The sequence below is a fragment of the Profundibacter amoris genome (assembly GCF_003544895.1).
GTDB classification, from domain to species: domain Bacteria; phylum Pseudomonadota; class Alphaproteobacteria; order Rhodobacterales; family Rhodobacteraceae; genus Profundibacter; species Profundibacter amoris.
The window spans coordinates 855,950-881,381 of sequence record NZ_CP032125.1 but is presented as its reverse complement, the minus strand read 5'-3'; the positions used below and the strand labels follow the sequence as shown (position 1 = coordinate 881,381).

Annotated in this window: 23 protein-coding genes and 1 pseudogene; 8 read left to right on the top strand and 16 right to left on the bottom strand. The window is 58.6% G+C overall.

What is annotated here, in order from left to right; all coding sequences use genetic code 11:
• Window positions 1–21 precede the first annotated feature (21 nt).
• From BAR1_RS04355 to BAR1_RS04330, 6 genes are all read right to left on the bottom strand, one after another.
• Window positions 22–1,155 (bottom strand): FliM/FliN family flagellar motor switch protein, encoded by a 1,134-nt coding sequence (locus BAR1_RS04355; protein ID WP_118941890.1) that lies wholly within the window; start codon window positions 1,153–1,155, stop codon window positions 22–24.
• A 42-nt stretch (window positions 1,156–1,197) separates the two neighbouring features.
• A complete protein-coding gene (locus BAR1_RS04350) occupies window positions 1,198–3,873 on the bottom strand; it encodes an ATP-binding protein (protein ID WP_118941889.1) in 2,676 nt (891 codons plus the stop codon).
• Window positions 3,873–4,130: a hypothetical protein gene (locus tag BAR1_RS04345; RefSeq protein ID WP_118941888.1), complete on the bottom strand. Its 258-nt coding sequence runs from the start codon at window positions 4,128–4,130 to the stop codon at window positions 3,873–3,875. The genes BAR1_RS04350 and BAR1_RS04345 overlap by 1 nt, the downstream gene beginning before the upstream one ends.
• Window positions 4,127–4,495: a response regulator transcription factor gene (locus BAR1_RS04340; RefSeq protein ID WP_118941887.1), complete on the bottom strand. Its 369-nt coding sequence runs from the start codon at window positions 4,493–4,495 to the stop codon at window positions 4,127–4,129. Before BAR1_RS04340 ends, BAR1_RS04345 begins: the two co-directional genes overlap by 4 nt.
• A gap of 80 nt (window positions 4,496–4,575) precedes the next feature.
• A complete protein-coding gene (locus BAR1_RS04335) occupies window positions 4,576–4,980 on the bottom strand; it encodes a hypothetical protein (protein WP_162891666.1) in 405 nt (134 codons plus the stop codon).
• Between the two features lie 96 nt (window positions 4,981–5,076).
• Window positions 5,077–6,333, bottom strand: a complete 1,257-nt coding sequence (locus BAR1_RS04330) for a helix-turn-helix domain-containing protein (protein WP_118941885.1) — start codon at window positions 6,331–6,333, stop codon at window positions 5,077–5,079.
• Window positions 6,334–6,565: 232 nt separating this feature from the next.
• Here BAR1_RS04330 and BAR1_RS04325 point away from each other — a divergent pair, with 232 nt between their 5' ends.
• The 6 genes and pseudogenes from BAR1_RS04325 to acs all read left to right on the top strand — a co-directional run bounded on the left by BAR1_RS04325 (window position 6,566) and on the right by acs (window position 13,774).
• On the top strand, window positions 6,566–7,924 hold the full coding sequence (locus BAR1_RS04325) for a substrate-binding protein (protein ID WP_118941884.1): 1,359 nt from the start codon (window positions 6,566–6,568) through the stop codon (window positions 7,922–7,924).
• Window positions 7,925–8,008: 84 nt separating this feature from the next.
• Window positions 8,009–9,040, top strand: a complete 1,032-nt coding sequence (locus BAR1_RS04320) for a branched-chain amino acid ABC transporter permease (RefSeq protein ID WP_118941883.1) — start codon at window positions 8,009–8,011, stop codon at window positions 9,038–9,040.
• Between the two features lie 4 nt (window positions 9,041–9,044).
• Window positions 9,045–10,250, top strand: coding sequence for a branched-chain amino acid ABC transporter permease (locus tag BAR1_RS04315; RefSeq protein WP_118941882.1), 1,206 nt, complete (start codon window positions 9,045–9,047; stop codon window positions 10,248–10,250).
• 114 nt (window positions 10,251–10,364) lie between these two features.
• Window positions 10,365–11,024 (top strand): annotated as a pseudogene (locus BAR1_RS04310) (ABC transporter ATP-binding protein); the annotation flags it as partial.
• 4 nt (window positions 11,025–11,028) lie between these two features.
• Window positions 11,029–11,763, top strand: coding sequence for an ABC transporter ATP-binding protein (locus BAR1_RS04305; protein ID WP_118941880.1), 735 nt, complete (start codon window positions 11,029–11,031; stop codon window positions 11,761–11,763).
• 58 nt (window positions 11,764–11,821) lie between these two features.
• Window positions 11,822–13,774, top strand: coding sequence for an acetate--CoA ligase (gene acs / locus BAR1_RS04300; RefSeq protein ID WP_118941879.1), 1,953 nt, complete (start codon window positions 11,822–11,824; stop codon window positions 13,772–13,774).
• Between the two features lie 148 nt (window positions 13,775–13,922).
• Here the strand turns inward: acs and BAR1_RS04295 are convergent, their stop codons facing one another.
• The 9 genes from BAR1_RS04295 to BAR1_RS04260 all read right to left on the bottom strand — a co-directional run bounded on the left by BAR1_RS04295 (window position 13,923) and on the right by BAR1_RS04260 (window position 22,780).
• Entirely contained in the window at window positions 13,923–14,912 is a 990-nt protein-coding gene (locus BAR1_RS04295; RefSeq protein WP_118941878.1) for an ABC transporter substrate-binding protein, read from the bottom strand.
• A gap of 39 nt (window positions 14,913–14,951) precedes the next feature.
• Window positions 14,952–15,797 (bottom strand): ABC transporter permease, encoded by an 846-nt coding sequence (locus BAR1_RS04290; protein WP_118941877.1) that lies wholly within the window; start codon window positions 15,795–15,797, stop codon window positions 14,952–14,954.
• On the bottom strand, window positions 15,794–16,720 hold the full coding sequence (locus BAR1_RS04285; RefSeq protein ID WP_118941876.1) for an ABC transporter permease: 927 nt from the start codon (window positions 16,718–16,720) through the stop codon (window positions 15,794–15,796). The genes BAR1_RS04290 and BAR1_RS04285 overlap by 4 nt, the downstream gene beginning before the upstream one ends.
• A complete protein-coding gene (locus tag BAR1_RS04280; protein ID WP_118941875.1) occupies window positions 16,713–17,498 on the bottom strand; it encodes an ABC transporter ATP-binding protein in 786 nt (261 codons plus the stop codon). The genes BAR1_RS04285 and BAR1_RS04280 overlap by 8 nt, the downstream gene beginning before the upstream one ends.
• Before the next feature lie 4 nt (window positions 17,499–17,502).
• The gene (gene hydA, locus BAR1_RS04275; protein WP_118941874.1) at window positions 17,503–18,954 is read right to left on the bottom strand and encodes a dihydropyrimidinase; all 1,452 of its coding nucleotides are present in this window, start codon (window positions 18,952–18,954) and stop codon (window positions 17,503–17,505) included.
• Window positions 18,955–18,970: 16 nt separating this feature from the next.
• Window positions 18,971–19,642 carry an endo alpha-1,4 polygalactosaminidase gene (locus BAR1_RS17880; RefSeq protein ID WP_162891665.1) on the bottom strand — a complete coding sequence of 224 codons (672 nt, stop codon included), beginning with the start codon at window positions 19,640–19,642 and terminating at the stop codon, window positions 18,971–18,973.
• A gap of 71 nt (window positions 19,643–19,713) precedes the next feature.
• On the bottom strand, window positions 19,714–20,004 hold the full coding sequence (locus BAR1_RS17875; protein ID WP_162891664.1) for a GIY-YIG nuclease family protein: 291 nt from the start codon (window positions 20,002–20,004) through the stop codon (window positions 19,714–19,716).
• 183 nt (window positions 20,005–20,187) lie between these two features.
• On the bottom strand, window positions 20,188–21,438 hold the full coding sequence (locus BAR1_RS04265; RefSeq protein ID WP_118941872.1) for a Zn-dependent hydrolase: 1,251 nt from the start codon (window positions 21,436–21,438) through the stop codon (window positions 20,188–20,190).
• A gap of 13 nt (window positions 21,439–21,451) precedes the next feature.
• Window positions 21,452–22,780 carry an aspartate aminotransferase family protein gene (locus BAR1_RS04260; RefSeq protein ID WP_118941871.1) on the bottom strand — a complete coding sequence of 443 codons (1,329 nt, stop codon included), beginning with the start codon at window positions 22,778–22,780 and terminating at the stop codon, window positions 21,452–21,454.
• Window positions 22,781–23,017: 237 nt separating this feature from the next.
• On the opposite strand from BAR1_RS04260, the gene BAR1_RS04255 reads away from it, so the two are divergent.
• Entirely contained in the window at window positions 23,018–23,632 is a 615-nt protein-coding gene (locus BAR1_RS04255; protein ID WP_118941870.1) for a TetR family transcriptional regulator C-terminal domain-containing protein, read from the top strand.
• 111 nt (window positions 23,633–23,743) lie between these two features.
• Window positions 23,744–24,118 carry a hypothetical protein gene (locus BAR1_RS04250; RefSeq protein ID WP_118941869.1) on the top strand — a complete coding sequence of 125 codons (375 nt, stop codon included), beginning with the start codon at window positions 23,744–23,746 and terminating at the stop codon, window positions 24,116–24,118.
• Here BAR1_RS04250 and preA read toward each other — a convergent pair whose 3' ends face one another.
• Window positions 24,119–25,429, bottom strand: coding sequence for an NAD-dependent dihydropyrimidine dehydrogenase subunit PreA (gene preA, locus BAR1_RS04245; RefSeq protein WP_118941868.1), 1,311 nt, complete (start codon window positions 25,427–25,429; stop codon window positions 24,119–24,121). It lies immediately after the preceding gene.
• Window positions 25,430–25,432: the final 3 nt, after the last annotated feature.

The window sequence follows — 25,432 nt, the reverse complement described above, 5'->3', positions numbered from 1 at the left end:
TATGGGTCAAGCCCAATGGAATCAGCCAATTTCCAAATCCATCGGCATGGCCGCCATCGGCAATTCGCCAATGTCGCCTATACCCTCTGCGGGTGGATTATCCATCTGGGCCATGGGCAGATCGGGCAATCCATCCCCCCCCTCGACGCCCATGGGCATCATGGGTATTTCCGGGGGCATATCCCCATCGGGCAGAGGGGTATCACCGAGACCATCCATCAAAGGCTCCGGGGCGACGCTGGATGTGATATTGGCCATGTCCGTTCCACCCGCAGGTGTATCCGATACTGCCCCATCCGAAATCCGCAACGCCCTGTGCCCGTTTTGCTGCCCTAATCGTGCGACCCCGACAATTCGCCCGTCGACCCCTTCCAACTGCACAGCCCCAATCGCGCTTTGTGGCACCGGCACCAGATCGCCGGGTTTGAATGCGCTGGCCTTGGCCAAAGGTATTTGCATCCGGTGCAAGACCGCAAGCAGGTCGACATGACTGGCCTGCACAGTCTTTTGCAACGTCTGCGCCCAGTTGTGTCCGCCCTCTGCAGCCGTATTCATATTTAGGCCGCCATCCGCAGGCAGCGCCAGCAGCATTTCGCCCTGCTTTGCCCCGTCGGCCATATCCAGTGCAATGCGAAACAGCCGGTAATCTGCTTCGTCGATCCGAAGGCCCAGCAACCGTGTGTTTTCCACCCGTTCACCAAACCTGAACCCCGTGGTCCAGCGTTCCGCAGAACTGCCCGCCAGATGCCCTTCAAATTCCTGCAAAACCCGATCCAGCAGTGGTGCACACATCGCGCTATCCGTTGCGGTGGCCCGACGCTGTGTGGCGGGTGATTTCAACACCTGCCCCATGGTCTGCACCTCGATCAGCGCGGCCAGCGCCTGAATGTCCAGTGCCCCAACACCAAGGCCCCCTTGCGGCCCCTCCAGCAACAACAGCAACAGATCATCCGACAAGGCATCCAGCAACCCCGGCTGGTTCACCCGCGATTCCGTCACCCCCTGCACCCGCAACGCCAGCGACAGTTCATCCTGTGCCGCCTTGGACAGGGCCAGCCGCAGCGCCTTGGCCGGTGTCATCCCCGCCGATTCACTTTCGCCGCGGCCTGCCCCGGCCTTGCGTTGTAATGTGGTAAGCTGTGTTGTTTCGCCCATATTGTCCCGTCCGGCCCGAATATTGGCCCGACCTTAGCGGACTTATGGTTTAGATTTGGTTGACGTCGCACCGTTCACCGGCAATATCACACGAAATGCCGCCCCGCCCTGCCCCGGCAGGTAAATCACGCTGCCACCAAGGTTGGTCATGATCTCGCGACTGATTGCCAGCCCCAGACCGGCCCCGCCCGCTGCCCGCTGATCCCCAAGCCGCGAGAATTTCTCGAAAATCAATGGCTGGCTTTTGGCCGGTATCCCCGTGCCGTTGTCAACGAAATCCACCTCGACGTGGCTGCCCTTGCGCCGCACCCTGATCCGCAGTTCCGGCTGTTCGGCATCACAATATTTGCAGGCATTGGCAATCAGGTTGATGAACACCTGCGACAGCCGGTCCGGATCGGTCAGCAGGGCCACCTGTTCGCGCGTCGGATCACGATTTATTTCCAAACAGCCATCGCCACCTGCCGATGTCACCGAGCGCTCGATTATATCCTGTAAATCAGCCGTTTGCATGTTCATCTCGACCTGCCCGCTTTCCAGCACGCTCAGGTCCAGCAGATCATCTAGCAGGCGGGTCAGGCGGATGGTTTCATCGTGGATGATCGAGGCATATTTACCCCGTTCTTCCGCCGTCATCCCGCCTTCGCGCATAATCTCGGAAAACGCCCGGATCGAGGTCATGGGCGTGCGCAATTCATGGCTGATCTGGCTCAGAAACGCATCTTTTTGCACTGACAGATCGGTCAGTTTCTCGTTCACCTCGCGCAATTGTCGCGCGGTGCGTTCCAGTTCGGCGGATTTGGCTTCCAGCTGGCTGGAATACTCCATCATCTGCGCGGTTTCATCGGCCACCGCCATCAGATCGCCCACCGAAACACTGGCGCCGCCAACGATTTGCCCGATCATCGCATGGCCTGTTGCCGCCCCGACAGACCCCGCCAATTCGCGTTCCAGCCGTTGCAGGAAATCGGGCGATGTATCGGGCAGATACCCCGCCTTGCCCTGCCTTGCCGCCTCGCGGGAAAACAGGCCTTGCGCCTGCTCCGGTCCCAGTATCCGTTGCGCCATCACCAGCAGGTCCTCGGCCTCGGCCATGCCGCTGACCCAGCCCTGCGCGTTCGGGTTGTGGTCGAACACATTGACAAACTGCGCCCCTTGCAGACGTTCCTGCGGGCGCGGGAAGCTGGCCAGCGAGATAACGCAAAAGGCGATGGTGTTCAGGGTCAGGCTCCAGAACAGCGCGTGCACCAGCGGGTCCATGCCGCTAACGCCAAACAGGGCTTGCGGGCGCAGCCAGCCGATGCCGAACGGCCCCTGCGCCAACAGCTCCGCCGACAGGATGACCGAACCGCCAAAACTGGGCAAAAACAGCGTATAGGCCCACAGACCGAAACCGGTCAGCAGCCCCGCCGCAGCCCCCATCCGCGTAGCGCCGCGCCAGAAAATCCCGCCCAGCAGCGCGGGCAAAAACTGTGCCACACCGACAAAGGAAATCAACCCGATCGCTGCCAGCGCCGCGCCGCCGCCCGACACGCGGTAATAGGCATAGCCCAGCGCCAAAATCACCGCGATCGATACCCGCCGGGCTGTCAAAACCACTTGACGCACGTCACCGGAAACCGTCGCCCCCTGCCGCGCCACACTTAGCCAGATTGGCATCACGATGTGATTTGATACCATGGTGGACAGCGCAATCGCCGCCACGATCACCATTGACGTCGCGCTGGAAAACCCGCCAAGGAACGACAGCATCGCCAATCCCTCGCGCCCCTGCGACAGCGGCACGGTCAGCACGAACAGGTCGGGGTTCGATCCGGCGGGCATCAGGTCCAGACCGACCACGGCGATGGGCACCACAAACAGGCTCATCAGCATCAGATACAGCGGAAAGGCCCAGCTGGCGGTGGACAGGTGGCGTTCGTCCGCGTTTTCCACCACCATCACCTGAAACATTCGCGGCAGGGTCAGGAAGGCCACCGCCGACAGAAAGATCAGGCTGACCCAGCGGCCCGGCTTCAGCTCCCACTCCGCAATCGGCGAGGCATCAATCCGCGCCAGAATATCGGCTGCCCCGTCGGCCACACCCCAGACCACGAACACACCAACCGCCAGCAGGGCAAACAGCTTCATCACCGCCTCGACGGCAATCGCGGTGACCACGCCGTAGTGGCGCTCGTTTGCGTCCAGATTGCGGGTGCCGAACAGCACGGTAAACAGCGCCAGACCGGCGGCCACCCATAGCGCGGTTGCGTTTTTATCCGGTGCCGCACTGCCCGCGAACACCGCGAATGACAGGGTGACCGATTGCAATTGCAGCGCGATATAGGGCGTGGTGCCGATCACCGCCATCAGGGTGACGATCACCCCCAGCAAGTTCGATTTGCCATAGCGGGATGAAATCAGATCGGCGATGGATGTAATCCGCTGGCTACGCCCGATCCGCACCAGTTTGCGCAATATCCACCACCAGCCAACCATCACAAGTGTCGGCCCCAGATAGATGGTCAGAAATTCCAGCCCCGATCGCGCCGCATAGCCCACCGCGCCGTAAAACGTCCATGCGGTGCAATAGATCGACAGGCTAAGCGTATACACCAGCGGCGAGCGCAGCCAGCCGAATTTGCCCTGCCGCGCCCGCCGGTCCGCCGCAAAGGCAATCAGGAACAGCGCCACCACATAGGCCAGACAAACCGCAATCAGGGTGTTGAAGGACAGCATCAGTCCGGCGTGTCCTGTTGCGCATCAATCCGGCGTAACCGGCGTGCGAGCAACATCGCCACCGCAATCAGCACCACCCAGACACCAAACAGGTAAATCACCCCGACCGAGGTCAATCGCCCTCCTTCGCCGCCCCAAAGGATCGGCAGACCCAGTGCCAGAAAACCAAGCACCGGCAACAGGCGGGCCGCATCAGTGGTGCGGCGCTGGCGGTAACTCTCACGCTCTAAAAACAACGGCTGGCGGCGCTCGCTCACGCCTGCACCAGCTCGTGAATGGCGGCCAGCACTTCCTTGTTGGAAAAGGGCTTGGTCATGAACCGGCTGGCACCCAACCGTTCGGCCATCTCGCGGTCCTTGGTCTGGCCGCGCGCGGTCAGCATCAGCACCGGCAAATCCTGCCCGCCCTCCGCACCGCGCAAGTCCTGCAAAATATCATAACCCGAACGCCCGGGCAGCATCACATCCAGAATCACCACATCCGGCGCATGGCGCAGAATCGCCTCCAGCGCCGTGGTCCCCTCGGCATGGGTCGCCACAGTCCAGCCATCGCGCTTCAGTATGAAACTGATCGCCTCGATGATGTTCGGCTCGTCTTCGATCAGAAGAACTTTTCTGCCCACCTGTCAGCCTCCCCCCGTTGGTCCAATGACAGCCTGGCCCTGTTGGCGCTGTGGCACTATCCATAAACTGGGGCGCTGTGTCAAAACTTCCTTGCAACCCGCGCCAGAAACAATGTGCCGGTGATCCCCCAGAAGGCGCCGAAAAACAGAGTCCAAATTGGCGTGCCCATGCCCAGATCAAGACCCAGAAACCCGGCACCCTTCACATAGGGCAACACATACAGAATACTGGACAGCCACGGCAGAATGCCCAGAACGGCGCCTTTCAGAACCGGTTTGCTGTTATAAATCGGGATCAGGAAAATCAGCCCCCAGAACGCACTAAACACCACACGGCTGGTAATCCAGCCGATGCTGAAATCCGGCACCATATGAAAACCCAGCGCCGGCGTAACCCCCAGCGCGCCCAGCAGCCAGACCAGAATACCGCTGCTAAGCCCACCCAGCGCGCCCGCGATTAAAACCAGCACAAGTGTTTTTATCATCATCTTCCCCTAACCTTTGTTCTCTTAAATATCCGCGCCGCAGGCACGCCCCGCAGGGGCAAATATTAGTGTGACCCGGCACGGGCCTCCGTTTTCTTAAACCTCTTGCGCCAGAATTGATACCTCGCGTCGCGCGGCACAACCGGCGCGCGGACATATCCGGCAGGACGTGCCCACCGGCTGCGCGCCCTCGCCCAAATCCCCTGCCCGATTTTCAGGGATCACCAACATCACCGACTCGATGACCTGCACCCCGTCAAAACCCGTCAAAACCCGCGGCTGCGCCACCGCATAGGTCAGAAACCGTGGCGCATCCTGCCCGGATTGCTGCACCACCGCCCGTATCGGCACCTGTGGGCGCAACAAGGCCTGATACAGCGGCCACAACGGACAGGCCGCACCGAATTGCGGCATCGGGAACCCCTCGACCGGTTTACGAAACAGCAGGGCACCCGAGGCATCACAAGTCACCAACCCTACCGGCGCCTGCCCGTCCACCTCGGGCAAACTGGCCAGCCGGCGCAGCACTGTGGCCGGATCAACCCCGAAGCGCGCCGCCAGTTGCACCGGATCCAGCCCCTCGGCCACGGCCGCCTGAAACGGCGCCAAAGGCAAAGCAACCGCATCCGCACGATAGCGCGCCAGATAAGCGGCCACCTCCCCTTCGGCTTCCACCTCCTCCCCCGCCTCGACCTCGGGCAGGTGATAACCCCGTGCCTCCAGATAGGATTCAAGTTCTTCCTGCGGCGACTTCAATGTGCTTTCCACATCCCCCGCCCCGTCCAGATAGGACACCAGTGCACCCGCCCCCTCGGCCAGCCGTTTGGCATCTTCCAGCAGATTGCGCTGGAACCGCGCTTGCCATTCCGGCTCGACCGCATCCCCACCGGCCAGAATAGACGCGGTTGAGCGGATGGCGGCAGCGGTGGACAAAACTTCATGCAGGGACGTCGACAGAAACGGGTCATGGGTCAAACGGTCGGTCAGTGTGGCCACCGTATGTTCCAGTCGTGCAATCCGCGCGTGCTGCGCCGCCATCACCCCGGCCCAGCCCGGAAACCGCCCCGCGAAATCATCCACCCGCGCCAGTTCTGCGCTATCGATCCGACTGCCCGCATCACGCAGGGTGGCCACCAGTGCCGCCTCGGCTCCTTCAGACAATGCGGACGCTTCTACCCGCAATTCCCGAGCCATATCCAGAAGCAGTTTACCGCCGATTCTGCGTTTGTTGTGTTCGATCAGGTTCAGATAAGCAGGCGAAATCCCTACTTTCTTGGCCAAAGCGGCCTGTTTCATCCCCGTCTCGGTCCGCTTGGCCCGTATCCGGCTTCCGGTCAATGCAAGGCGCGGCATTGGTAATTCCTCTGTTTCTCAAGGGGTTCAATATCGAGGTCGAAAATTTATTTACAATAAACAATCGCATACTGTGTATTTATTAACAATATTACATAGCAATTCAAGGTAGTTGTTGCGAGATTAACCCCTTGTCGCCGATGATGTGGGCATCCTTGTAAAAAAGGTTTTGTCTGCGCGGAGGAGGTGCAGACGCTAACTCGGGATTAAACTCGATAACGGGAGGAACTATATGTCCAACTCAAAACTCACACGTCGCGGCCTGCTGAAAACAGGCGCGGTGGCTGGTGCAGGTCTGGCGATGCCGACCCTGTTTACCGGCAACGTCTGGGCCGCGGCCCACGGCGGCTATACCAACGCACCCAGCAATGGCAAGGTTATCCTTGGCTTTAACGTACCCCAGTCCGGCCCCTATGCCGACGAAGGCGCCGACGAACTGCGTGCCTATGAACTGGCGGTCGAGCACCTGAACGGTGGCGGCGATGGCGGCATGATGAACACCTTCAGCTCCAAGGCGCTGGACGGCACCGGCATCCTTGGCAACAAGGTTGAATTCGTCACCGGTGACACGCAGACCAAATCGGACGCAGCCCGCGCATCGGCCAAATCCATGATCGAAAAAGACGGCGCGGTGATGATCACCGGCGGGTCTTCCTCGGGTGTGGCGATTGCTGTGCAGGGTCTGTGCCAAGAAGCTGGCGTTATCTTTATGGCCGGTCTGACCCACTCGAACGACACCACGGGTAAAGACAAGAAAGCCAACGGTTTCCGTCACTTCTTTAACGGCTACATGTCTGCTGCCGCTCTGGCACCTGTGCTGGGCAAAATGTATGGCACGGACCGCAAGGCCTATCACCTGACAGCCGACTACACATGGGGCTGGACACAGCAGGCATCGATCGCCGCTGCAACCGAAGCCATGGGCTGGGAAACTGTCAACAACGTGCTGACACCGCTGGCCACCACCGACTTCAGCTCCTACGTTGCGCCGGTTCTGAACTCGGGCGCCGATGTTCTAGTTCTGAACCACTACGGCGGCAACATGGTGAACTCGCTGACCGCCGCCGTGCAGTTCGGTCTGCGCGCCAAGGAAGTGAACGGCAAGAACTTCGAAATCGTTGTTCCGCTGTATTCACGCCTGATGGCGAAAGGTGCCGGCGAAAACGTGAAGGGCATCTTTGGTTCCACCAACTGGCACTGGTCGCTACAGGACGAAGGCTCCAAGGCATTCGTCAAATCCTTCGGCACAAAATACGGCTTCCCGCCCTCGCAGGCAGCACACACCGTATATTGCCAGACCCTGCTTTATGCCGACGCCTGTCAGCGCGCAGGCACGCACAACCCCTGCGGCGTTGCCGAAGCTCTGGAAGGCTTTGACTTTGACGGTCTGGGCAATGGTCCGACGCATTACCGTGCCGACGATCACCAGTGCTTCAAGGATGTGCTGGTTGTGAAGGGTAAAGAGAACCCCGAAAACGAGTTCGACCTTCTGGAAATCGTCGAAGTAACACCGCGTGCGCAGGTCGAATATGCCCCTGATCACCCGATGTTTGCGGGTGGCGAACTGGGTAAATGTAACCCGGGTGCATAATTAAGCCACCACTCAAAACGGCTACCCCGGTCGCGCGATCCGTCGTGCGGCCGGGTTCAATGACATTTGCATCGGGCGGGGACGATGGACCAGATACTTCTTCAAATTCTGAACGGATTGGACAAGGGCAGCGCCTATGCGCTGATCGCACTTGGACTGACCCTTATTTTCGGCACCTTGGGTGTGGTGAACTTTGCCCACGGGGCCTTGTTTATGATCGGCGCGTTCTGCGCGGTGACACTGCAAAAGATCCTGAGCCTGTCAACCATTACAATTGACCCGACCAAGACCGATTTTCTGGGCAATCCGGCCAAGATCAAAACACCCTATGTCGAAGCCTGGTTCGGCCCCGAAATGGGCGCGGCAATCATCGACTGGTCGGTGCCGCTGGCCATCCTGTTTTCGATCCCGATCATGATCCTGATCGGTTTCATCATGGAACGCGGGCTGATCAAGCATTTCTACAGCCGCCCCCATGCCGACCAGATTCTTGTGACCTTTGGTCTGGCGATTGTCTTGCAGGAAATCATCAAACAGAATTTCGGCGCCAACCCGATCCCGACACCGGCCCCTGATGTATTTCGCGGTTCGTTCGATTTCGGCATGTTGCTGGGGTTTGACCCGAACGCCATCATCTATCCTTACTGGCGGATTATCTATTTCGTATTCTCGATGATTGTCATCAGCGGCGTATTCGCCTTTCTGCGCTTTACCACCTTCGGCATGGTTGTGCGTGCAGGCATGGCCGACCGCGAAACCGTTGGCCTGCTGGGCATCAACATCGATAAACGCTTTACCATCATGTTCGGCATTGCCGCCGCGGTGGCTGGCATGGCGGGCGTGATGTATGCACCGATCAATTCGCCGAATTACCACATGGGCATGGATTTCCTTGTGCTGTCCTTTGTTGTGGTGGTTGTCGGCGGCATGGGCAGCCTGCCCGGCGCGGTGCTGGCGGGGTTCCTGCTGGGTATCCTCGAAAGCTTTGCCTCGATGAACGAAATCAAACAGTTCCTGCCGGGAATTGACCAAATTATCATTTACCTGACCGCCATCGTCATCCTGCTGGTCCGCCCGCGCGGATTGATGGGCAAACGCGGCGTGATGGAGGAATAAGAACATGCTGGGCCTTAACAAACGCGACACCAAGTTCCTGATCATCGTGATCTTGCTGACCGCCTTCACACCCTTCCTAATGCAGCCCTTCCCCGAAGGCAGCGCCATGGCGCAGTTCAACGGCGGCTACCCCGACCTGATGCAGCGCGTTGCCATCTTCGGCATCTTTGCCATCGGGTTCAACATCCTGTTCGGCCTGACCGGCTATCTGTCCTTCGGCCACGCCGCCTTTTTGGGTGTGGGCAGCTATTCTGCCGTCTGGATGATGAAACTGCTGTCGATGAACATCATCCCCGGCATTATCCTTGCGATGATCATGTCGGGCCTGTTCGCCCTGCTGATCGGCTGGATTTCCCTGCGTCGCTCGGGCATCTATTTCTCGATCCTGACGCTGGCCTTTGCGCAGATGTCCTACAATCTGGCCTATTCGGTGCTGACCCCGCTGACCAATGGCGAAACCGGCCTGCAAATCCGTCCCAATGATCCGCGCATTCTGGATGGCGATACTGCGTCGCCCTATACCAACCTGTTCGGTCTGGACATGAGCGCCTCTTACAAATGGGAGGTATTCGGCCACCAGTTCACCTTCAACACAGGTTTCTATGTTTGTGCGGTGATCGCGGTCATTGCATTCTACATCAGCCTGCGCATCTTCCGCTCGCCCTTTGGCATGATGCTGCGGGCAGTGAAATCCAACCAGCAGCGTATGTCTTATACCGGCCTGAACCCGCGCCCCTACACATTGGCTGCCTTTGTGATCTCGGGCATGTATGCCGGTCTGGCCGGTGGTTTGCTGGCCTCGATGGACCCGCTGGCCGGTGCCGAACGGATGCAATGGACCGTTGGCGGCGAGGTGGTGATCATGACCATCCTTGGCGGCGCGGGCACTTTGCTGGGGCCGGTTCTGGGCGCGGGTGCGATCAAATATCTGGAAAACATCTTTTCCAAGATCAACGATACTGTTCTGCACGGCTGGTTCTCGGCCCTGCCCGACGGGATGGAGGATTTTCTGGTGACAATCATCCACCCCTTCGTTGGCAAAGGCTGGCACCTGACACTGGGCCTGTTGTTCATGCTGGTCGTGACCTTCCTGCCCGGCGGGCTGGTTGAAGGCGGCAAGCGCATCATGGGGCTGTTCAAGCGCAAACCCAAAGGCGACGGGGATGACCCCGAGCACCACCCCCAATCCACGCCGCATGTGGCCGAGTAAGGAGAAACGATTATGGGTATCCTTGAAGTCAAGAATGTCGGCAAACGCTTTGGTGGTCTGCAAGCCCTGGGCGATGTGAACCTGTCGGTGGCCGAAAACACCGTGCATGCAATTATCGGCCCCAACGGGGCTGGCAAATCGACCCTGCTGAATGTGTTGGTGGGCAAACTGATCCCTGACTCGGGGTCAGTGATGTTCGACGGCCAATCCGTGCTGGGGCGCAAACCGCATGAAATCAACCAGATGGGCATTTCCCGCGTGTTCCAGACGCCGGAAATCTTTGGTGACCTGACGGTGATGGAAAACGTGATGATCCCCTGTTTCGCACGACGCGACGGATCATTCCGGATGCACGCTTTTGAAACCGTTTCACAGGAACGCGACATCATTGATGAAGCCGAGCACATATTGAACGACGTCAATATGCTGGACAAGCGTGAAATGCACGCGGCCAGCCTTTCGCGCGGTGATAAGCGGCGGCTGGAAATGGCGATGTGTCTGGTGCAAAAACCGCGCCTGTTGCTGCTGGACGAACCCACGGCGGGCATGGCGCGTGCCGACACCAACAACACCATTGAACTGCTAAAACACATCCGCGACACTCGCGACATCACAATGGCAATCATTGAACATGACATGCATGTTGTGTTTTCCCTGGCCGAACGCATCACCGTTCTGGCCCAGGGCACGCCACTGGTCGAGGACACACCGGAAAACATCAAAGGCCACCCCAAGGTAAAAGAAGCCTACCTTGGCGAACAGGCGCAGGAATAAACCCATGAGCCAAACCGAAAACACCCCCTCTGCCCCCGCCTATTTCTCGGTCTCGGACCTGCACGCCTATTACGGCGAAAGCTATATCGTGCAGGGCGTTTCCTTTGACGTCAAAGAGGGCGAAATTCTGGCCCTGCTGGGCCGCAACGGGGCTGGCAAAACCTCGACCCTGCGCGCGATTGCCCGTCTGGATGATCCGCAAATGACCCACGGCGAAGTCTGGCTGGACCATCAGCCGCTGCACGAAATGCGCGCCTATCAGGCCGCGCAGGCCGGCTGTTCTCTGGTCCCCGAGGACCGGCGCATCATCGCCGGCCTGACGGTCGAGGAAAACCTGCAACTGGCCCAGATCGTCGAGCCTGTGGGCTGGCCGCTGAAGCGCCTTTACGAATTGTTCCCCCGCCTGAAAGAGCGCCGCAAGCAAGAAGGCGTCACCCTGTCGGGCGGCGAACAGCAAATGCTGGCCATCGCCCGCGCCCTGGCCCGTGACATCAAGGTGCTGTTGCTGGACGAACCTTACGAGGGGCTGGCCCCCGTGATCGTGGACGAAATCGAAAAGACCCTGAACCTGATCAAGGAACAGGGCATCACTACCGTAATCGTCGAGCAAAACGCCCTGCGCGCCCTCGCCCTTGCCGATCGGGCGGTAATTCTGGATACTGGCACCGTTGTATTTGACGGGCTGGCCAGCGAAGTTCTGGAAAACGACGAGCTTCGCGCCGAATATCTGGCTATCTAAATCCGACCTGCCCGCATTTTGGGCCTTATTGATAACTCAAGTCTCCGGAGACCTGAAAATGACCGATAAAACATATCCGCCCTCTCCCGAATTTGTCGCCAATTCCCATGCGGACAAGGCCAAGTATGATGCGATGTATCAGGCCTCGATGCAGGATCCCGATGCCTTTTGGGGCGAACACGGCAAACGCATCGACTGGATCGAACCCTATAGCAAGGTCAAGAACACCGATTTCACACTGGGCCAGGTCAATATCAAATGGTTTGAGGACGGCACCCTGAACGTCGCCGCCAATTGTATCGACCGCCACCTGGAAACCCGTGGCGACCAGACCGCGATCATCTTTGAGCCGGATGATCCCGAAACACCCGCGCAGCACATCACCTACAACCAGTTGCACGACAAGGTGAACCGGATGGCCAATGTGCTGCTGTCCCAAGGGGTTATGCGCGGCGAACGGGTAATCATCTATATGCCGATGATCCCCGAAGCCGCCTATGCCATGCTGGCCTGTGCCCGTATCGGCGCGATCCATTCGGTGGTGTTTGCAGGGTTTAGCCCCGACGCGCTGGCCAACCGGATCAATGATTGTCAGGCCAAGGTGCTGATCACCGCAGACGAGGCCCCGCGCGGCGGGCGCAAGACTCCGCTGAAATCCAATGCCGATGCGGCCCTGCTGCACTGCTCGGACAAGGTGCGCTGTCTGGTGGTGAAACACACCGGCGGCCAGACCACATGGATCGAGGACCGCGATGTTGACGTGCTGGCACTGATGGAAACCGCCAGCCCCGATTGCCCGCCCCGCCCGATGAACGCCGAAGACCCGCTGTTCATCCTTTACACATCCGGTTCAACCGGCAAACCAAAGGGCGTGCAGCATTCAAGCGGCGGCTATCTGGTCTATGCGGCGATGACACATCAATACACCTTTGATTACCACGATGGCGATGTATTCTGGTGCACCGCCGATGTGGGCTGGGTCACCGGCCACAGCTATATCATCTACGGCCCGCTGGCCAACGGCGCCACCACGCTGATGTTCGAAGGCGTGCCCACCTACCCCGACGCCAGCCGCTTCTGGCAGGTTTGCGAAAAGCACAAGGTCAACCAGTTCTATACCGCCCCCACCGCCATCCGCGCGCTGATGGCCTATGGCAATGATCCGGTCACCACCTGTGATCTGTCATCGCTGAAACTGCTGGGCACCGTGGGCGAGCCAATCAACCCCGAGGCCTGGAACTGGTACAACGATGTTGTCGGCAAGGGTAAACTGCCGATCGTTGACACATGGTGGCAGACCGAAACCGGCGGTCATATGCTTACCCCCCTGCCCGGCGCAACCGCAACCAAACCCGGCTCGGCGACGCTACCGTTCTTTGGTGTGAAACCGGTGGTTCTGGACCCGCAAAGTGGCGAAGAAAACGTCGATGTCGAAACCGATGGCGTGTTGGCGATTGCCGACAGCTGGCCCGGCCAGATGCGCACGATCTATGGCGACCATGAACGCTTCGAGAAAACCTATTTCGCCGATTACAAAGGCTACTTCTTTTCCGGTGACGGCTGTCGTCGGGACGAGGACGGCTATTACTGGATCACCGGCCGCGTGGACGATGTGATCAACGTTTCCGGCCATCGCATGGGCACCGCCGAAGTCGAAAGCGCGCTTGTGGCGCATGTCGATGTGGCCGAGGCCGCTGTGGTCGGCTATCCGCATGACATCAAGGGGCAAGGCATCTATGCCTATGTCACCCTGATGAACGGGGTCGAGCCGTCGGATGAATTGCGCAAAGACCTTGAAAAATGGGTGCGCACCGAAATCGGCCCGATTGCAAAACCGGACCTGATCCAATGGGCGCCGGGCCTGCCGAAAACCCGTTCGGGCAAAATCATGCGTCGCATCCTGCGCAAGATCGCCGAGAATGATTTTGACGCATTGGGCGACACCTCGACCCTTGCCGACCCAAGCGTGGTGGACGAGTTGATCGAGAACCGGATGAACAAAAAGGGCTAACCTGCGCCCCCCAATAGAACAGACAAAACCCCGTCCACCACGCCGGGGTTTTTTTACGTTTAATATCCCGCATAAAACCCGTTTGACAAAAAGAAACGGCGAGGCCCGCAAAAGGCCCCGCCGCTAGTTTTGTCGCGATTGGCTGAACTTACTTCAGCGCGATATCAGTCACAACATGTGTCCAAGCCCCAACGGGTGCCTTGGAAATCACAGGGTCCGAACCGCCACCCATCAGCGTATCAACTGTGCGCTGATAATCGGCGGGGTCCAGTTCACCGTTGGAACCGGCGGTCAGCTTGGCGACTTCGCCCATCATACGGACCTGATGTTTTTCGGTCTGGGCACCGGTTTCATCGGCTTCCAGAACGATCATAGCGGCCTCGGTCGGGTTTTCCTCGGCCCACTTCCAGCCCTTCATCGAGGCGCGCACAAAACGGGCCAGCTTGTCCACTTCGGCAGGATCGGACAGCTTGTCTTCCAGCACATAAAGACCATCCTCGAGCGTCGCAACGCCCTGATCCTCGTATTTGAAAGTGACCAGATCGTCTGCCGCAATGCCGGCATCAATGATCTGCCAGTATTCGTTATAGGTCATGGTCGAAACGCATGCCGCCTGCCCTTGCAGAATCGGGTCCACATTGAAGCCCTGCTTCAGAACCGTTACACCATCCGGCCCGCCATCGGTGGACAGCCCCAGTTTGCCCATCCATGTCAGGAACGGATATTCGTTGCCGTAGAACCAGACCCCCAGTGTCTTGCCTTTGAAATCGGCAGGCGTCTTGATGCCGGTGTCCTTGCGGCATGTCAGCATCATGCCCGACCGCTTGAACGGCTGCGCGATGTTCACCAGCGGCAAACCGCCTTCGCGGGCGGCCAGTGCGGATGGCATCCAGTCAATCACCACATCGGCACCGCCACCGGCGATGACCTGTGCGGGGGCAATATCGGGGCCACCGGGGTTGATGGTGACGTTCAGATCTTCGTCTGAATAGTAACCGTTTTCCAGTGCCACATAGTAACCGGCAAACTGTGCCTGCGTGACCCATTTCAGTTGCAGCGTCAGATCATCTGCCGCCTGTGCCAGACCGGCCGCAAAAGCCATCGCACCGGCCAGCGCCGTTGTTAGTAGTTTGTTCATTTGGTATTCTCCCTAGTTGTAGTTCATTGGTATTATGATTCAGCGTCTTTGTGAAGGGTGCCAGAAGGTAATCCCCTTCTCCAACATCGCCACGGCACCGTAAAACGCCGATCCGGCAAGTGCTGCGACAAAGATTTCGGCCCAGACCATGTCCAGCCCCAAACGCCCCACCTCGACCGAAATCCGGAACCCCATGCCGCGGGTCGGCGAGCCAAAGAATTCCGCCACAATCGCACCGATCAGCGCCAATGTGGTGGCAATCTTCAACCCGTTGAAAATGGCAGGCATGGCCGCCGGCAGGCGCAGTTTGAACAGCGTTTGCCAATAGCTGCCCGCATAGGTGCGCATCAAATCGCGTTGCATCTGGTCTGTGGCCTTCAGCCCTTGCACGGTGTTCACCAGCATCGGGAAGAACACCATCACAACAACCACAGCCGCCTTGGACTGCCAGTCAAAGCCGAACCACATCACCAGAATAGGCGCTGTGCCAATGATCGGCAGGGCAGCAATAAAGTTGCCGACCGGCATCAGGCCCCGTTGCAGGAAAGGCGAGCGGTCAATCAGGATTGCAGTAATCACAGCCGCGCCGCACCCGATGATATACCCCGTCAACGCCCCCTTAACAAAAGTTTGCACCAGATCCCCCCAGAGAATCGGGATTGATTCAGCAACCTTTGCCGCAATCATGGTCGGTGGCGGCAGAATAACCGATGGCACCTGCAATCCCCGCACCAGCCCCTCCCAGATCACCAGAATGGTGATGCCGAAAATGGCGGGCACCGCGAATTTCACCGCCCGTGTGTTGCGCCATTTGCTATTGGACAGCCAGATGTTCAGCGCATAGGCCGCCACCCAGAAGATCAGGACTCCGACAACCCACATCATTTGACCATCCCCATCCGTTGAAGACTATAGCGTTCGATCATGCCGATGATCCCGACCAAAGTTGCCGCCATCGCCGCCGCCGCAAACAGCGCCGCCCAAATCTGGATCGTCTGGCCGTAGTAGCTGCCGGTCAACATCCGCGCGCCCAAACCACGTAAAGGGCTGGCCGACAATTCCGACACGATCGCCCCCACCAGCGCCCCGGCCATACCGATTTTCAGCGATGTGAACAGATAAGGCGTGGAACTGGGCAGGCGCAGCGACCAGAATGTGCGGGCCTTGCTGGCGTTATATGTTTTCAGCAGATCCAGCTGCATGTTGTCGGGGCTGCGCAAGCCCTTGACCATGCCCACAACCACGGGAAAAAACGACAGATAGGCCGCGATCACCGCTTTGGGCAACAGCCCTTGCATGAACGCCGGTTGATAGCCGAACAGCGCCGTGGCCGCCCCTTTGCCCAGAAAATCGGTTGCGCCGATGGTGGACATCACCACCACGATCATCGGCGCAATGGCGATGATCGGCACGGTCTGGCTGGCAATTGCCCAGGGCATCACGCTCATATCCATCGCGCGGTTATGCACGATACCGATGGCCAGCAGGATGCCCATGCCGGTGCCGAAAATGAACCCCAGCAGCGTGGCCGACAGGGTGATCCAGCCGTGAAACACCAACGAGCGTTTGGAGGTTACCTTTTTCAGCACCGTGGATTTATACAATTCCTGCACAATCTGGTGTGGCGCGGGCAAAACGGGGCGGTCTTGCGACCATGTATCCTTGACCAGCTCGCTAAAACTGACCTCTTCTCCGGCGCGCGCAGCCTGATCATAAACCCATTTCGAGTTCATCCAGATTGACGCCGCATACCAGATCACCATGATCATAGCGACGACCGTCAGAACGGGGATGATTGATTTATTCATCGTAAGCATGCCCCGCGCGCAGGCCTTCACGCACCCGATGCGCGATGTCCAGAAATTCCTGAGTGTCGCGAATATCCAGCGGGCGTTCGCGTGGCAGGGTGCTTTCGATCACATCGGAAATCCGGCCCGGACGCGGCGACATCACCACGATTTTCGTGGACAGATAAACCGCCTCGGGGATCGAGTGGGTGACAAAGCAAATCGTCTTGTTTGTGCGGTCCCACAGTTGCAGCAACTGTTCGTTCAGATGGTCGCGCACAATTTCATCCAGCGCGCCAAAAGGTTCATCCATCAGCAGGATTTCCGCATCGAACGCCAGCGCGCGGGCAATGCTGGCCCGTTGCTGCATCCCGCCGGACAACTGCCACGGGTATTTCTTGCCGAACCCGCGCAGATCGACCAGATCAAGCACCTTGGAAATATGGTCTTCCTGTTCCTTTTTCGGAAAGCCCATGATTTCCAGCGGCAGGCGGATATTGCCGCGAATTGTGCGCCACGGATACAGACCGGCGGCCTGAAAAACATAGCCATAGGCCCGTTTCTTGCGGGCTTCCTCGGCCGACATACCGTTCACACAGACCGACCCTGCCGTGGGTGTTTCCAGCGACGCAATAGTGCGCAAAAAGGTGGTTTTGCCACAGCCCGAGGGGCCGATGAAGCTGACGAAATCACCCTTCTGGATATCAAGATTGATATCCTTTAGCGCATGTACATCCCCGTCATTGGTATGAAAGGTCAGGTCAAGGTTTTCTGCCTTGATAACAGTTTCAGTGGTCACGTTATTATACTCCACTGGCCGGTATTCCGGTCCGTTCGACAGGACGCGGGGCGGTCAGGTCTTTCCATTTGCTAAGCGCCTTGTTCACGGTTGCATTCGGCTCGCGGGCGACGAATTCGCCGTGGCCTTCCTGTGTCCTGATCTCGCCATCCATCACCGCAACCTGACCACGGGTCAGGGTGTAACGCGGCAGGCCTTTGACCTTTTTGCCCTCGAACACGTTGTAATCAATGGCGGATTGCTGGCTGTCGGCGGCAATGGTTTTTTCCTTTTCGGGATCCCAGACCACCAGATCGGCATCCGCCCCGACCAGAACCGCACCCTTTTTCGGGTAACAATTCAGGATCTTGGCGATATTGGTCGAGGTCACGGCAACAAATTCGTTCATCGTGATCCGCCCCGTGGCCACCCCGTGCGTCCACAGCATCGGCATCCGGTCCTCCAAACCGCCGGTGCCGTTCGGGATCTTGGAAAAGTCACCCACGCCAAAGCGTTTCTGCTCGGTCGTGAAGGCGCAGTGATCCGTGGCCACCACAGACAGCGAACCGCTTTGCAGGCCGGCCCACAGGCTGTCCTGATGCTGTTTGTTGCGGAAAGGGGGCGACATCACGCGGCGCGCGGCGTGGTCCCAGTCCTTGTTGAAATACTCGCTTTCGTCCAGCGTCAGGTGCTGGATCAGCGGCTCGCCCCAGACACGTTTGCCCTGCATGCGGGCGCGGCGGATGGCTTCGTGGCTTTCCTCGCAGGACGTGTGCACCACATAAAGCGGCGCGCCGGCCATATCGGCAATCATGATGGCGCGGTTTGTCGCCTCGCCCTCGACCTGCGGCGGGCGGGAATAGGCGTGGGCCTCGGGGCCGGTGTTGCCTTCGGCCAGCAGTTGCGCGGTCAGTTCGGCCACCACATCGCCGTTTTCCGCGTGCACCAGCGGGGTCGCGCCCAGTTCGGCGCAGCGTTTGAAACTGGCATATAATTCGTCGTCATTCACCATCAGCGCGCCCTTGTAGGCAAGGAAATGCTTGAAGGTGTTGATACCGCGCCCGACGACCTCTTTCATGTCGTCAAACACCTGTTCGCCCCACCATGTCACGGCCATGTGGAAGGAATAATCGCAATTGGCGCGGGTCGATTTGTTGTCCCAGCGTTTCAGCGCATCCAGCAGACCTTCGCCCGGGTTGGGCAGGGCAAAATCCACCACCATGGTGGTGCCGCCGGCCAGACCGGCACGGGTGCCTGATTCAAAATCATCGGATGAATAGGTGCCCATGAAGGGCATTTCCAGATGGGTGTGCGGGTCGATCCCGCCGGGCATGATGTAACATCCCGTGGCGTCCAGCACCTCGTCGCCTTTCAGGTCGGGGCCGATTTCGACAATCCTGCCACCCTCGATTTTGACATCCGCCTTATAGGTCAGATCGGCGGTGACAACGGTGCCGCCCTTGATTACCTTGCTCATCTTATTCTCCCTTTTATCATCGGCAGCTCTGGCGCGCCGGACCCAGATCACGATCCTTCAGGATCACGGATATCAGCGATTTTCGCGCCCGTCTGCACGCGTTTTCAAAGTCTATGTCGCGGTCGGTATATTCAGCGTCAAACACCGGTTTGCCGTATCGGATATAGGGCAGGACCTGCGTGCACCATCCATCCTGATAGCAGCTTTCGGTGATAACGAAATCCATTGTGCGCACCAGATCATCCGTCAGCTCCGGCACGTTTTTCTGGCCAATCTCGAGGCCCATCATATGGGCGGTGGTGGCCAGAAGCTTGATATAGCGCAAACCATCCTCGCGGGTCAGCGGGAAGCCCGAGTCATTGGCGTAAACATCCATATTGTCCGGCTCCACCGCATCGAACCCCATCGCCTTGCAACGGGCAAACCGTTCGGCCATCAGCGCGGGCAGATGGCTACGGTCGCGAATGTCGAGGAAGTTTTCATCCGGCCAATCCTCGTAACGGTTGCCAACAATGGTGGGCGGGAAATGATCGACATCATCGCGCCAGTTTTCCAGCGTGCCGACGCTGACGTAACAGATGGTATAAACGCCATCCCTGTTCAGCGCGGCGATCTGTTCCTTTGTCACATCGTCGGGATCGGCATCAAACACCCGCACCCCTTCGGGCGGGGTGACGGTGCCCGACAACTGCCAGTCCCAGTCCGACCCCGGTGTCGGGGCGGCAAGGGCCGGAAGGGCGCTGAAGAGGAGCGCGAAGGTTACAGGAAAGAGGCTTCCATAGCCAAATCGGCCCACATTGGGTTTTGCTTTGCAATCAGATCGTTTTTCCAGTCGCGCCGCCAGCGTTTCAGTTTTTTCTCCCGTGCCAAAGCCTCGGGCAAGGTTTCGTAAACCTCGAAATAGACCAGCTTGCGGATTTTGTATTTTGCGGTGTGGGTGCCGCCTTTGCCCAGACGATGCTGTTCGGCTCGCAACTGCAAATCCGATGCCATACCGATATATATCGCCGTGTTCGAGTTGCAGGCCATGATATAGGTGTAAAACGCCATGCCTCGACTGTGGCGTGGTTTGGTTAACTATCGGTAAAGCCGCATTGGCCCGCTGCCCCGGACCTGATCCGGGGCCTTTTTGAAACAGCCGCAGGAGGTCCCGGATCAAGTCCGGGACAGCGAAAGGCCCGATCTTCGGCAGACCCCGCATCAGGTGCGGGACGTTGAGTGACGGTTTGACCGTCATTCAACGATCTCCGCCGTTTCCACAACCGCGTGCATCAACACATCCGCGCCCGCAGTTGCCCATTCCTTGGAAATCTCCTCAGCCTCGTTATGCGACAGACCATCCACACATGGGCACATGATCATCGCCGTCGGGGCCACCTTGTTGATCCAGCAGGCGTCATGCCCTGCCCCCGAAACGATATCCATGTGGCTATAGCCCAGACGCTCGGCCGCGTTGCGCACGGCGGAAACACATTTTTCGTCAAAAGCGGGCGGATCGAACTGGCCGACAACTTCGGCGGAAAATTCCAGCCCCAGTTCCTTGCAAATCCCCGGTGCCTTTTCCATCATCTCGTCCACCATGCCCTGCATGATATCAAGGAAGTGTGAACGGAAATCGACGGTAAACACCACCTTTTCGGGGATGATGTTGCGGCTGTTCGGGTAGACATCGATATGGCCAATCGCCCCGACCGCATTGGGCTGGTGCTGCATGGCAATTTCATGCACCAGCTCGGTGATCTGCGCCAACCCGCGACCGGCATTTTTGCGCATATACATCGGGGTTGATCCCGTATGCTGCCCCTTGCCCGTCACCGTGCATTCGACCCAGCGCAACCCCTGCCCGTGGGTGACAACGCCGATCAACTTGTCTTCGGCTTCAAGGATCGGTCCCTGTTCGATGTGGTATTCGAACATCGCGTGCATTTTACGCTGGCCGACGGGTTCGTCGCCTTCCCAGCCGATCCGCTTCAGCTCGTCCCCGAACCGCTTGCCCTCGGCATCGACGCGGTCCTTGGCCCAGTCCTCTTCCAGCACACCGGCAAACACGCCCGAGGCCAGCATCGCGGGGGCAAACCGCGTGCCTTCCTCGTTGGTCCAGTTGGTGATGACGATCGGGTGTCTGGTTTTGACGTTCATGTCGTTCAGGCTGCGCACCAGTTCCAGACCGGCCAGCACCCCCAGAACCCCGTCATATTTCCCGCCGGTGGGCTGGGTATCAAGGTGGCTGCCAACGTAAACCGGCAATGCATCGGGGTCCGTGCCTTCGCGGCGCGCAAACATGTTGCCCATGCTGTCAACACCCATGGTGCAGCCTGCGCCCTCGCACCATTTCTGGAACAATTTGCGGCCCTCGCCATCCTCGTCCGTCAGGGTCTGGCGGTTGTTGCCACCTGCCACGCCTGGCCCGATTTTAGCCATCTCCATCAGGCTGTCCCACAGGCGGTCGCCGTTGATTTTCATGTTTGCAGCAGGTGCGGCCATTGTCTTAACTCCCTTAATCCAGATTTTTCAGAACATCGGCCAGAATGCCGAACAGTTCGTCGATTTGTGCCTTGTTGATCATCAGCGGCGGGGACAGCGCGATGATGTCGCCCGTGGTGCGGATCAGCAGACCCTTGTCATAGGCTTGCAGGAAGGCGTTGAACGCACGCTTGGTGGGCGCCCCTTCGATCCCTTCCAGTTCAATCGCCCCGATCAGACCCATATTGCGGATGTCGATCACATGCGGCAGCCCCTTGAGCGAATGCAGCGCATCCTCCCAGTAGTTGGCCAGACCGGCAGCATTTTCGAACAACCCGTCCTCGCGGTAAGTGCGCAGCGTGGCCAGACCGGCAGCGCTGGCAATCGGATTGCCGGAATAGGTATAGCCGTGGAACAGCTCGATCGCCTCTTCCGGGCCCGACATGAACGCATCATGGATTTTACTCGTGGCCAGCACCGCCCCCATCGGGATTACACCGTTGGTCAGCCCTTTGGCTGTGGTGATCAGATCGGGCATCACGCCGAAATGTTCGGCGGCAAAGCTGCTGCCAAGGCGACCAAAGCCTGTGATCACCTCGTCAAAGATCAGCAGGATACCGTGTTTCGTGCAAATCTCGCGCAGTTTTTCAAGGTAGCCTTTGGGCGGCATCAGCACGCCGGTGGACCCCGCCATCGGCTCGACGATCACCGCGGCGATATTGTCACCGCCATGCAGGGCGACGATGCGTTCCAGATCCTCGGCCAGATAGGCGCCATGTTCGGGTTGCCCGCGCACAAAAGAATTCTGGTCGGGCAAATGCGTGTGCGGCAGGTGGTCAACACCCGTCAGCAGCGAGCCAAAGAATTTTCGGTTATTCACAATGCCACCGACCGAAATGCCGCCAAAGTTCACCCCGTGATAGCCACGTTCGCGGCCAATCAGACGGGTGCGGGTGCCTTCGCCGCGCACGCGGTGATAGGCCAGCGCGATTTTCAGCGCGGTTTCAACGGATTCGGACCCCGAGTTGGTAAAGAACACATGCTCAAACGGATCAGGCGCCATATCGCGGATGGCTGTGGCCAGTTCAAACGCCTTTGGGTGGCCCATCTGGAACGCCGGTGCGTAATCCAGTTCGGCCGCCTGTTTCTGGATCGCCTCGGTGATCAGCGGGCGGTTATGGCCGGCATTCACACACCACAAACCGGCGGTGCCATCCAGCACATCGCGCCCGTCGGCGGTTTTGTAATACATCCCGTCCGCCGAAACGAACATACGCGGGTTTTTCTTGAACTGGCGATTCGCGGTAAACGGCATCCAGAAGGCGGACAAATCATTGGGTACCTTGGGTGTATCATAAGCCATGACAAGCAATCCTGTTATGTGGTGGCGGCGTTAAGCGCAGATTGTTTGACCATTTGGTCAGAACCACGCTAGCAGAGCCGCGTTTTCAGTCAAGGAATTCGTCACCAAGTTTAGCGTTCATTTGCACTCGAACGAAGAAAAATCACGTATCGGTGGAATTTTTGTGGCAGTTTGGCTTGTGGTCGGTAAACTAGGCAGTCAAACGGACAGGAATTCGCTGTAAATTAGGGGCAGTAAATGGCCGAGCCACAGACGCGCACACGAATACAAAAGAAAAACCGCACAACGATTCTCGATGCGGCGCTGGATGTTTTTTCGCAATTCGGCTTTCGCGGATCGACCTTGGACCAGATCGCCAAGGCCGCCGGCTTGTCCAAACCGAACCTGCTGTATTATTTTCCATCAAAGGAAGCGATCCATGTGGAATTGCTGTCCTGTCTGATGGACACATGGCTGGACCCGCTGCGCGATCTGGACCCCAATGGCGAGCCGCGTGCGGAAATCTTGGCCTATATGCGACGCAAGCTGGAGATGAGCCGCAATTTTCCACGTGAAAGCCGGCTGTTTGCCAATGAAATCCTGCAAGGCGCGCCGCGCATCATGGATGCGATCAAGGGTGAATTGAAGGATTTGACCGATGAAAAGGCGGCGGTGATTCAGGGCTGGATGGATGCGGGCAAAATTGCACCGTCCCACCCTTATCACCTGTTGTTTTCCATCTGGTCCCTGACCCAGCATTACGCCGATTTCGACGTGCAGGTGCGGGCGGTTCTGGGGAACGAAGGTGATGATCCCTTCCCCGCTGCCGAACAATATCTGGAAACGCTGTTCAGTAAATTATTGGCGGTTTAAGCGCGCAATTTGACTTAAATTCTTTGCAGGAAAACGGGGATATTAACCCGCCTTTCATACATACTAACAAAGAATACAACGTCGGTGGGGGCACCGATCAGGAGCATGGATATGCTTATTCTTCCGGGGGCTTTGCCTGTGGCCCCGTCACCGCAACAGGCCTTTGCCGCGCCACCGGCGCCATCACCCGTGAAAACCGTGGCGGAACCGGCGGCGTCCAGCAAAACCCGCAATGAAACCGGCACCGACACCGGCCCGCATTCGGACGGGCAACGCAGCGCGATCCTGCCGCCACCACCCAACCCCGACAAACCCACAGGCCCGCCCCCGACATTCGAGGCGAACCTGCTGGAATCCGAACGCGAAAAACTGCGCGCGGGGCCGGAACTGCAACCCGAAGAAACCGTCGAACCGGAAACAGAAAAGGCGGCAGAGCCTTACGCCCCGCCGCCTGAAAGTACCCGTCAAGTGGATATCGCTGTTTAACTATTTACCCGACGCGCAGGTATTGCCCGGGTTGTTCGGATGTTCGGTCCAGTTGCCATATTCGGTCGGAACCGTTTGCCCCGTGCGTTCATCCAGCTCGCCCGGCATCACCTGTTTCATGGTGATACAGCCCTCGACGGGGCAGACATTGACGCACAGGTTACAGGCGACGCATTCGTCGTCCTTGACGCTGAATTTGCGGTCCTCGGACATTTCGATCGCCTGATGGCTTGTGTCCTCGCAGGCGGCATAACAGCGGCCACACTGGATACAAGCGTCCTGATCAATCACCGCTTTGGTGATGAAATTCAGGTTCAGATATTGCCAGTCAGTCACATTCGGCACCGCCATTCCGACGAAATCATCAACCGAGGTATACCCCTTTTCATCCATCCACTGGCTAAGACCCGAGATCATTTCCTCTACAATCTTGAAACCATAAGTCATCACCGCCGTGCAAACCTGCACGTTGCCACAACCCAGCGCCATGAATTCCGCCGCGTCGCGCCATGTGGTCACGCCACCAATGCCGGAAATCGGCAGGTTCGCCGTTTCGGGGTTGCGGGCAATTTCGGCCACCATGTTCAACGCAATCGGTTTCACCGCAGGACCGCAATAGCCGCCATGCGTGCCCTTGCCGTCAATCGTCGGCTCGGGTGCCATTGCGTCCAGATCGACCGTGGTGATCGAATTGATCGTGTTGATCAGCGACACCGCATCGGCCCCGCCACGCAGCGCCGCTTCGGCGGGCTTGCGGATGTCGGTGATGTTGGGAGTCAGTTTCACGATCACCGGCATTTCGGTGTTTTCCTTGCACCAGCGGGTCACCATTTCGATATATTCGGGCACCTGCCCCACAGCGCCACCCATGCCGCGTTCGGCCATGCCGTGCGGGCAGCCAAAGTTCAGCTCGACACCGTCAGCGCCGGTCGATTCAACCGCCTTTAAGATGTCTTTCCACGGCTGTTCTTCACAAGGCACCATCAGCGACACGATGATCGCGCGGTCGGGGTAGTCCTTTTTCACCCGTGTGATTTCTTCCAAATTCTGCTGCAAGGGGCGATCGGTGATCAATTCGATGTTGTTCAGCCCCAGCAACCTCCGGTCGGCCCCGTAAATCGCGCCGTAACGCGGGCCGTTGACGTTGACCACGGGCGGGCCTTCTTCGCCCAGCGTTTTCCAGACAACACCACCCCATCCGGCCTCGAAGGCGCGGCGAACATTGTATTCCTTGTCCGTGGGCGGGGCCGATGCCAGCCAGAACGGGTTGGGGGATTTGATACCTAGAAAATTCGATGTAAGATCAGCCATTTA

Bases quoted from the DNA above. Each gene is read 5' to 3' on its own strand.
- BAR1_RS04350 (WP_118941889.1), bottom strand. From the start codon at position 3,873: ATGCTGTCCTTCAACACCCTGATTGCGGTTTGTCTGGCCTATGTGGTG.
- acs (WP_118941879.1), top strand. From the start codon at position 11,822: ATGACCGATAAAACATATCCGCCCTCTCCCGAATTTGTCGCCAATTCC.
- BAR1_RS04330 (WP_118941885.1), bottom strand. From the start codon at position 6,333: ATGCCGCGCCTTGCATTGACCGGAAGCCGGATACGGGCCAAGCGGACC.
- BAR1_RS04260 (WP_118941871.1), bottom strand. From the start codon at position 22,780: ATGGCTTATGATACACCCAAGGTACCCAATGATTTGTCCGCCTTCTGG.
- BAR1_RS04290 (WP_118941877.1), bottom strand. From the start codon at position 15,797: ATGATGTGGGTTGTCGGAGTCCTGATCTTCTGGGTGGCGGCCTATGCG.
- BAR1_RS17875 (WP_162891664.1), bottom strand. From the start codon at position 20,004: ATGGCGTTTTACACCTATATCATGGCCTGCAACTCGAACACGGCGATA.
- BAR1_RS04285 (WP_118941876.1), bottom strand. From the start codon at position 16,720: ATGAATAAATCAATCATCCCCGTTCTGACGGTCGTCGCTATGATCATG.
- BAR1_RS04305 (WP_118941880.1), top strand. From the start codon at position 11,029: ATGAGCCAAACCGAAAACACCCCCTCTGCCCCCGCCTATTTCTCGGTC.
- BAR1_RS04315 (WP_118941882.1), top strand. From the start codon at position 9,045: ATGCTGGGCCTTAACAAACGCGACACCAAGTTCCTGATCATCGTGATC.
- BAR1_RS04295 (WP_118941878.1), bottom strand. From the start codon at position 14,912: ATGAACAAACTACTAACAACGGCGCTGGCCGGTGCGATGGCTTTTGCG.
- BAR1_RS04335 (WP_162891666.1), bottom strand. From the start codon at position 4,980: ATGATAAAAACACTTGTGCTGGTTTTAATCGCGGGCGCGCTGGGTGGG.
- hydA (WP_118941874.1), bottom strand. From the start codon at position 18,954: ATGAGCAAGGTAATCAAGGGCGGCACCGTTGTCACCGCCGATCTGACC.
- BAR1_RS04255 (WP_118941870.1), top strand. From the start codon at position 23,018: ATGGCCGAGCCACAGACGCGCACACGAATACAAAAGAAAAACCGCACA.
- BAR1_RS04320 (WP_118941883.1), top strand. From the start codon at position 8,009: ATGGACCAGATACTTCTTCAAATTCTGAACGGATTGGACAAGGGCAGC.
- BAR1_RS04355 (WP_118941890.1), bottom strand. From the start codon at position 1,155: ATGGGCGAAACAACACAGCTTACCACATTACAACGCAAGGCCGGGGCA.
- BAR1_RS04250 (WP_118941869.1), top strand. From the start codon at position 23,744: ATGCTTATTCTTCCGGGGGCTTTGCCTGTGGCCCCGTCACCGCAACAG.
- BAR1_RS04325 (WP_118941884.1), top strand. From the start codon at position 6,566: ATGTCCAACTCAAAACTCACACGTCGCGGCCTGCTGAAAACAGGCGCG.
- BAR1_RS04265 (WP_118941872.1), bottom strand. From the start codon at position 21,438: ATGGCCGCACCTGCTGCAAACATGAAAATCAACGGCGACCGCCTGTGG.
- preA (WP_118941868.1), bottom strand. From the start codon at position 25,429: ATGGCTGATCTTACATCGAATTTTCTAGGTATCAAATCCCCCAACCCG.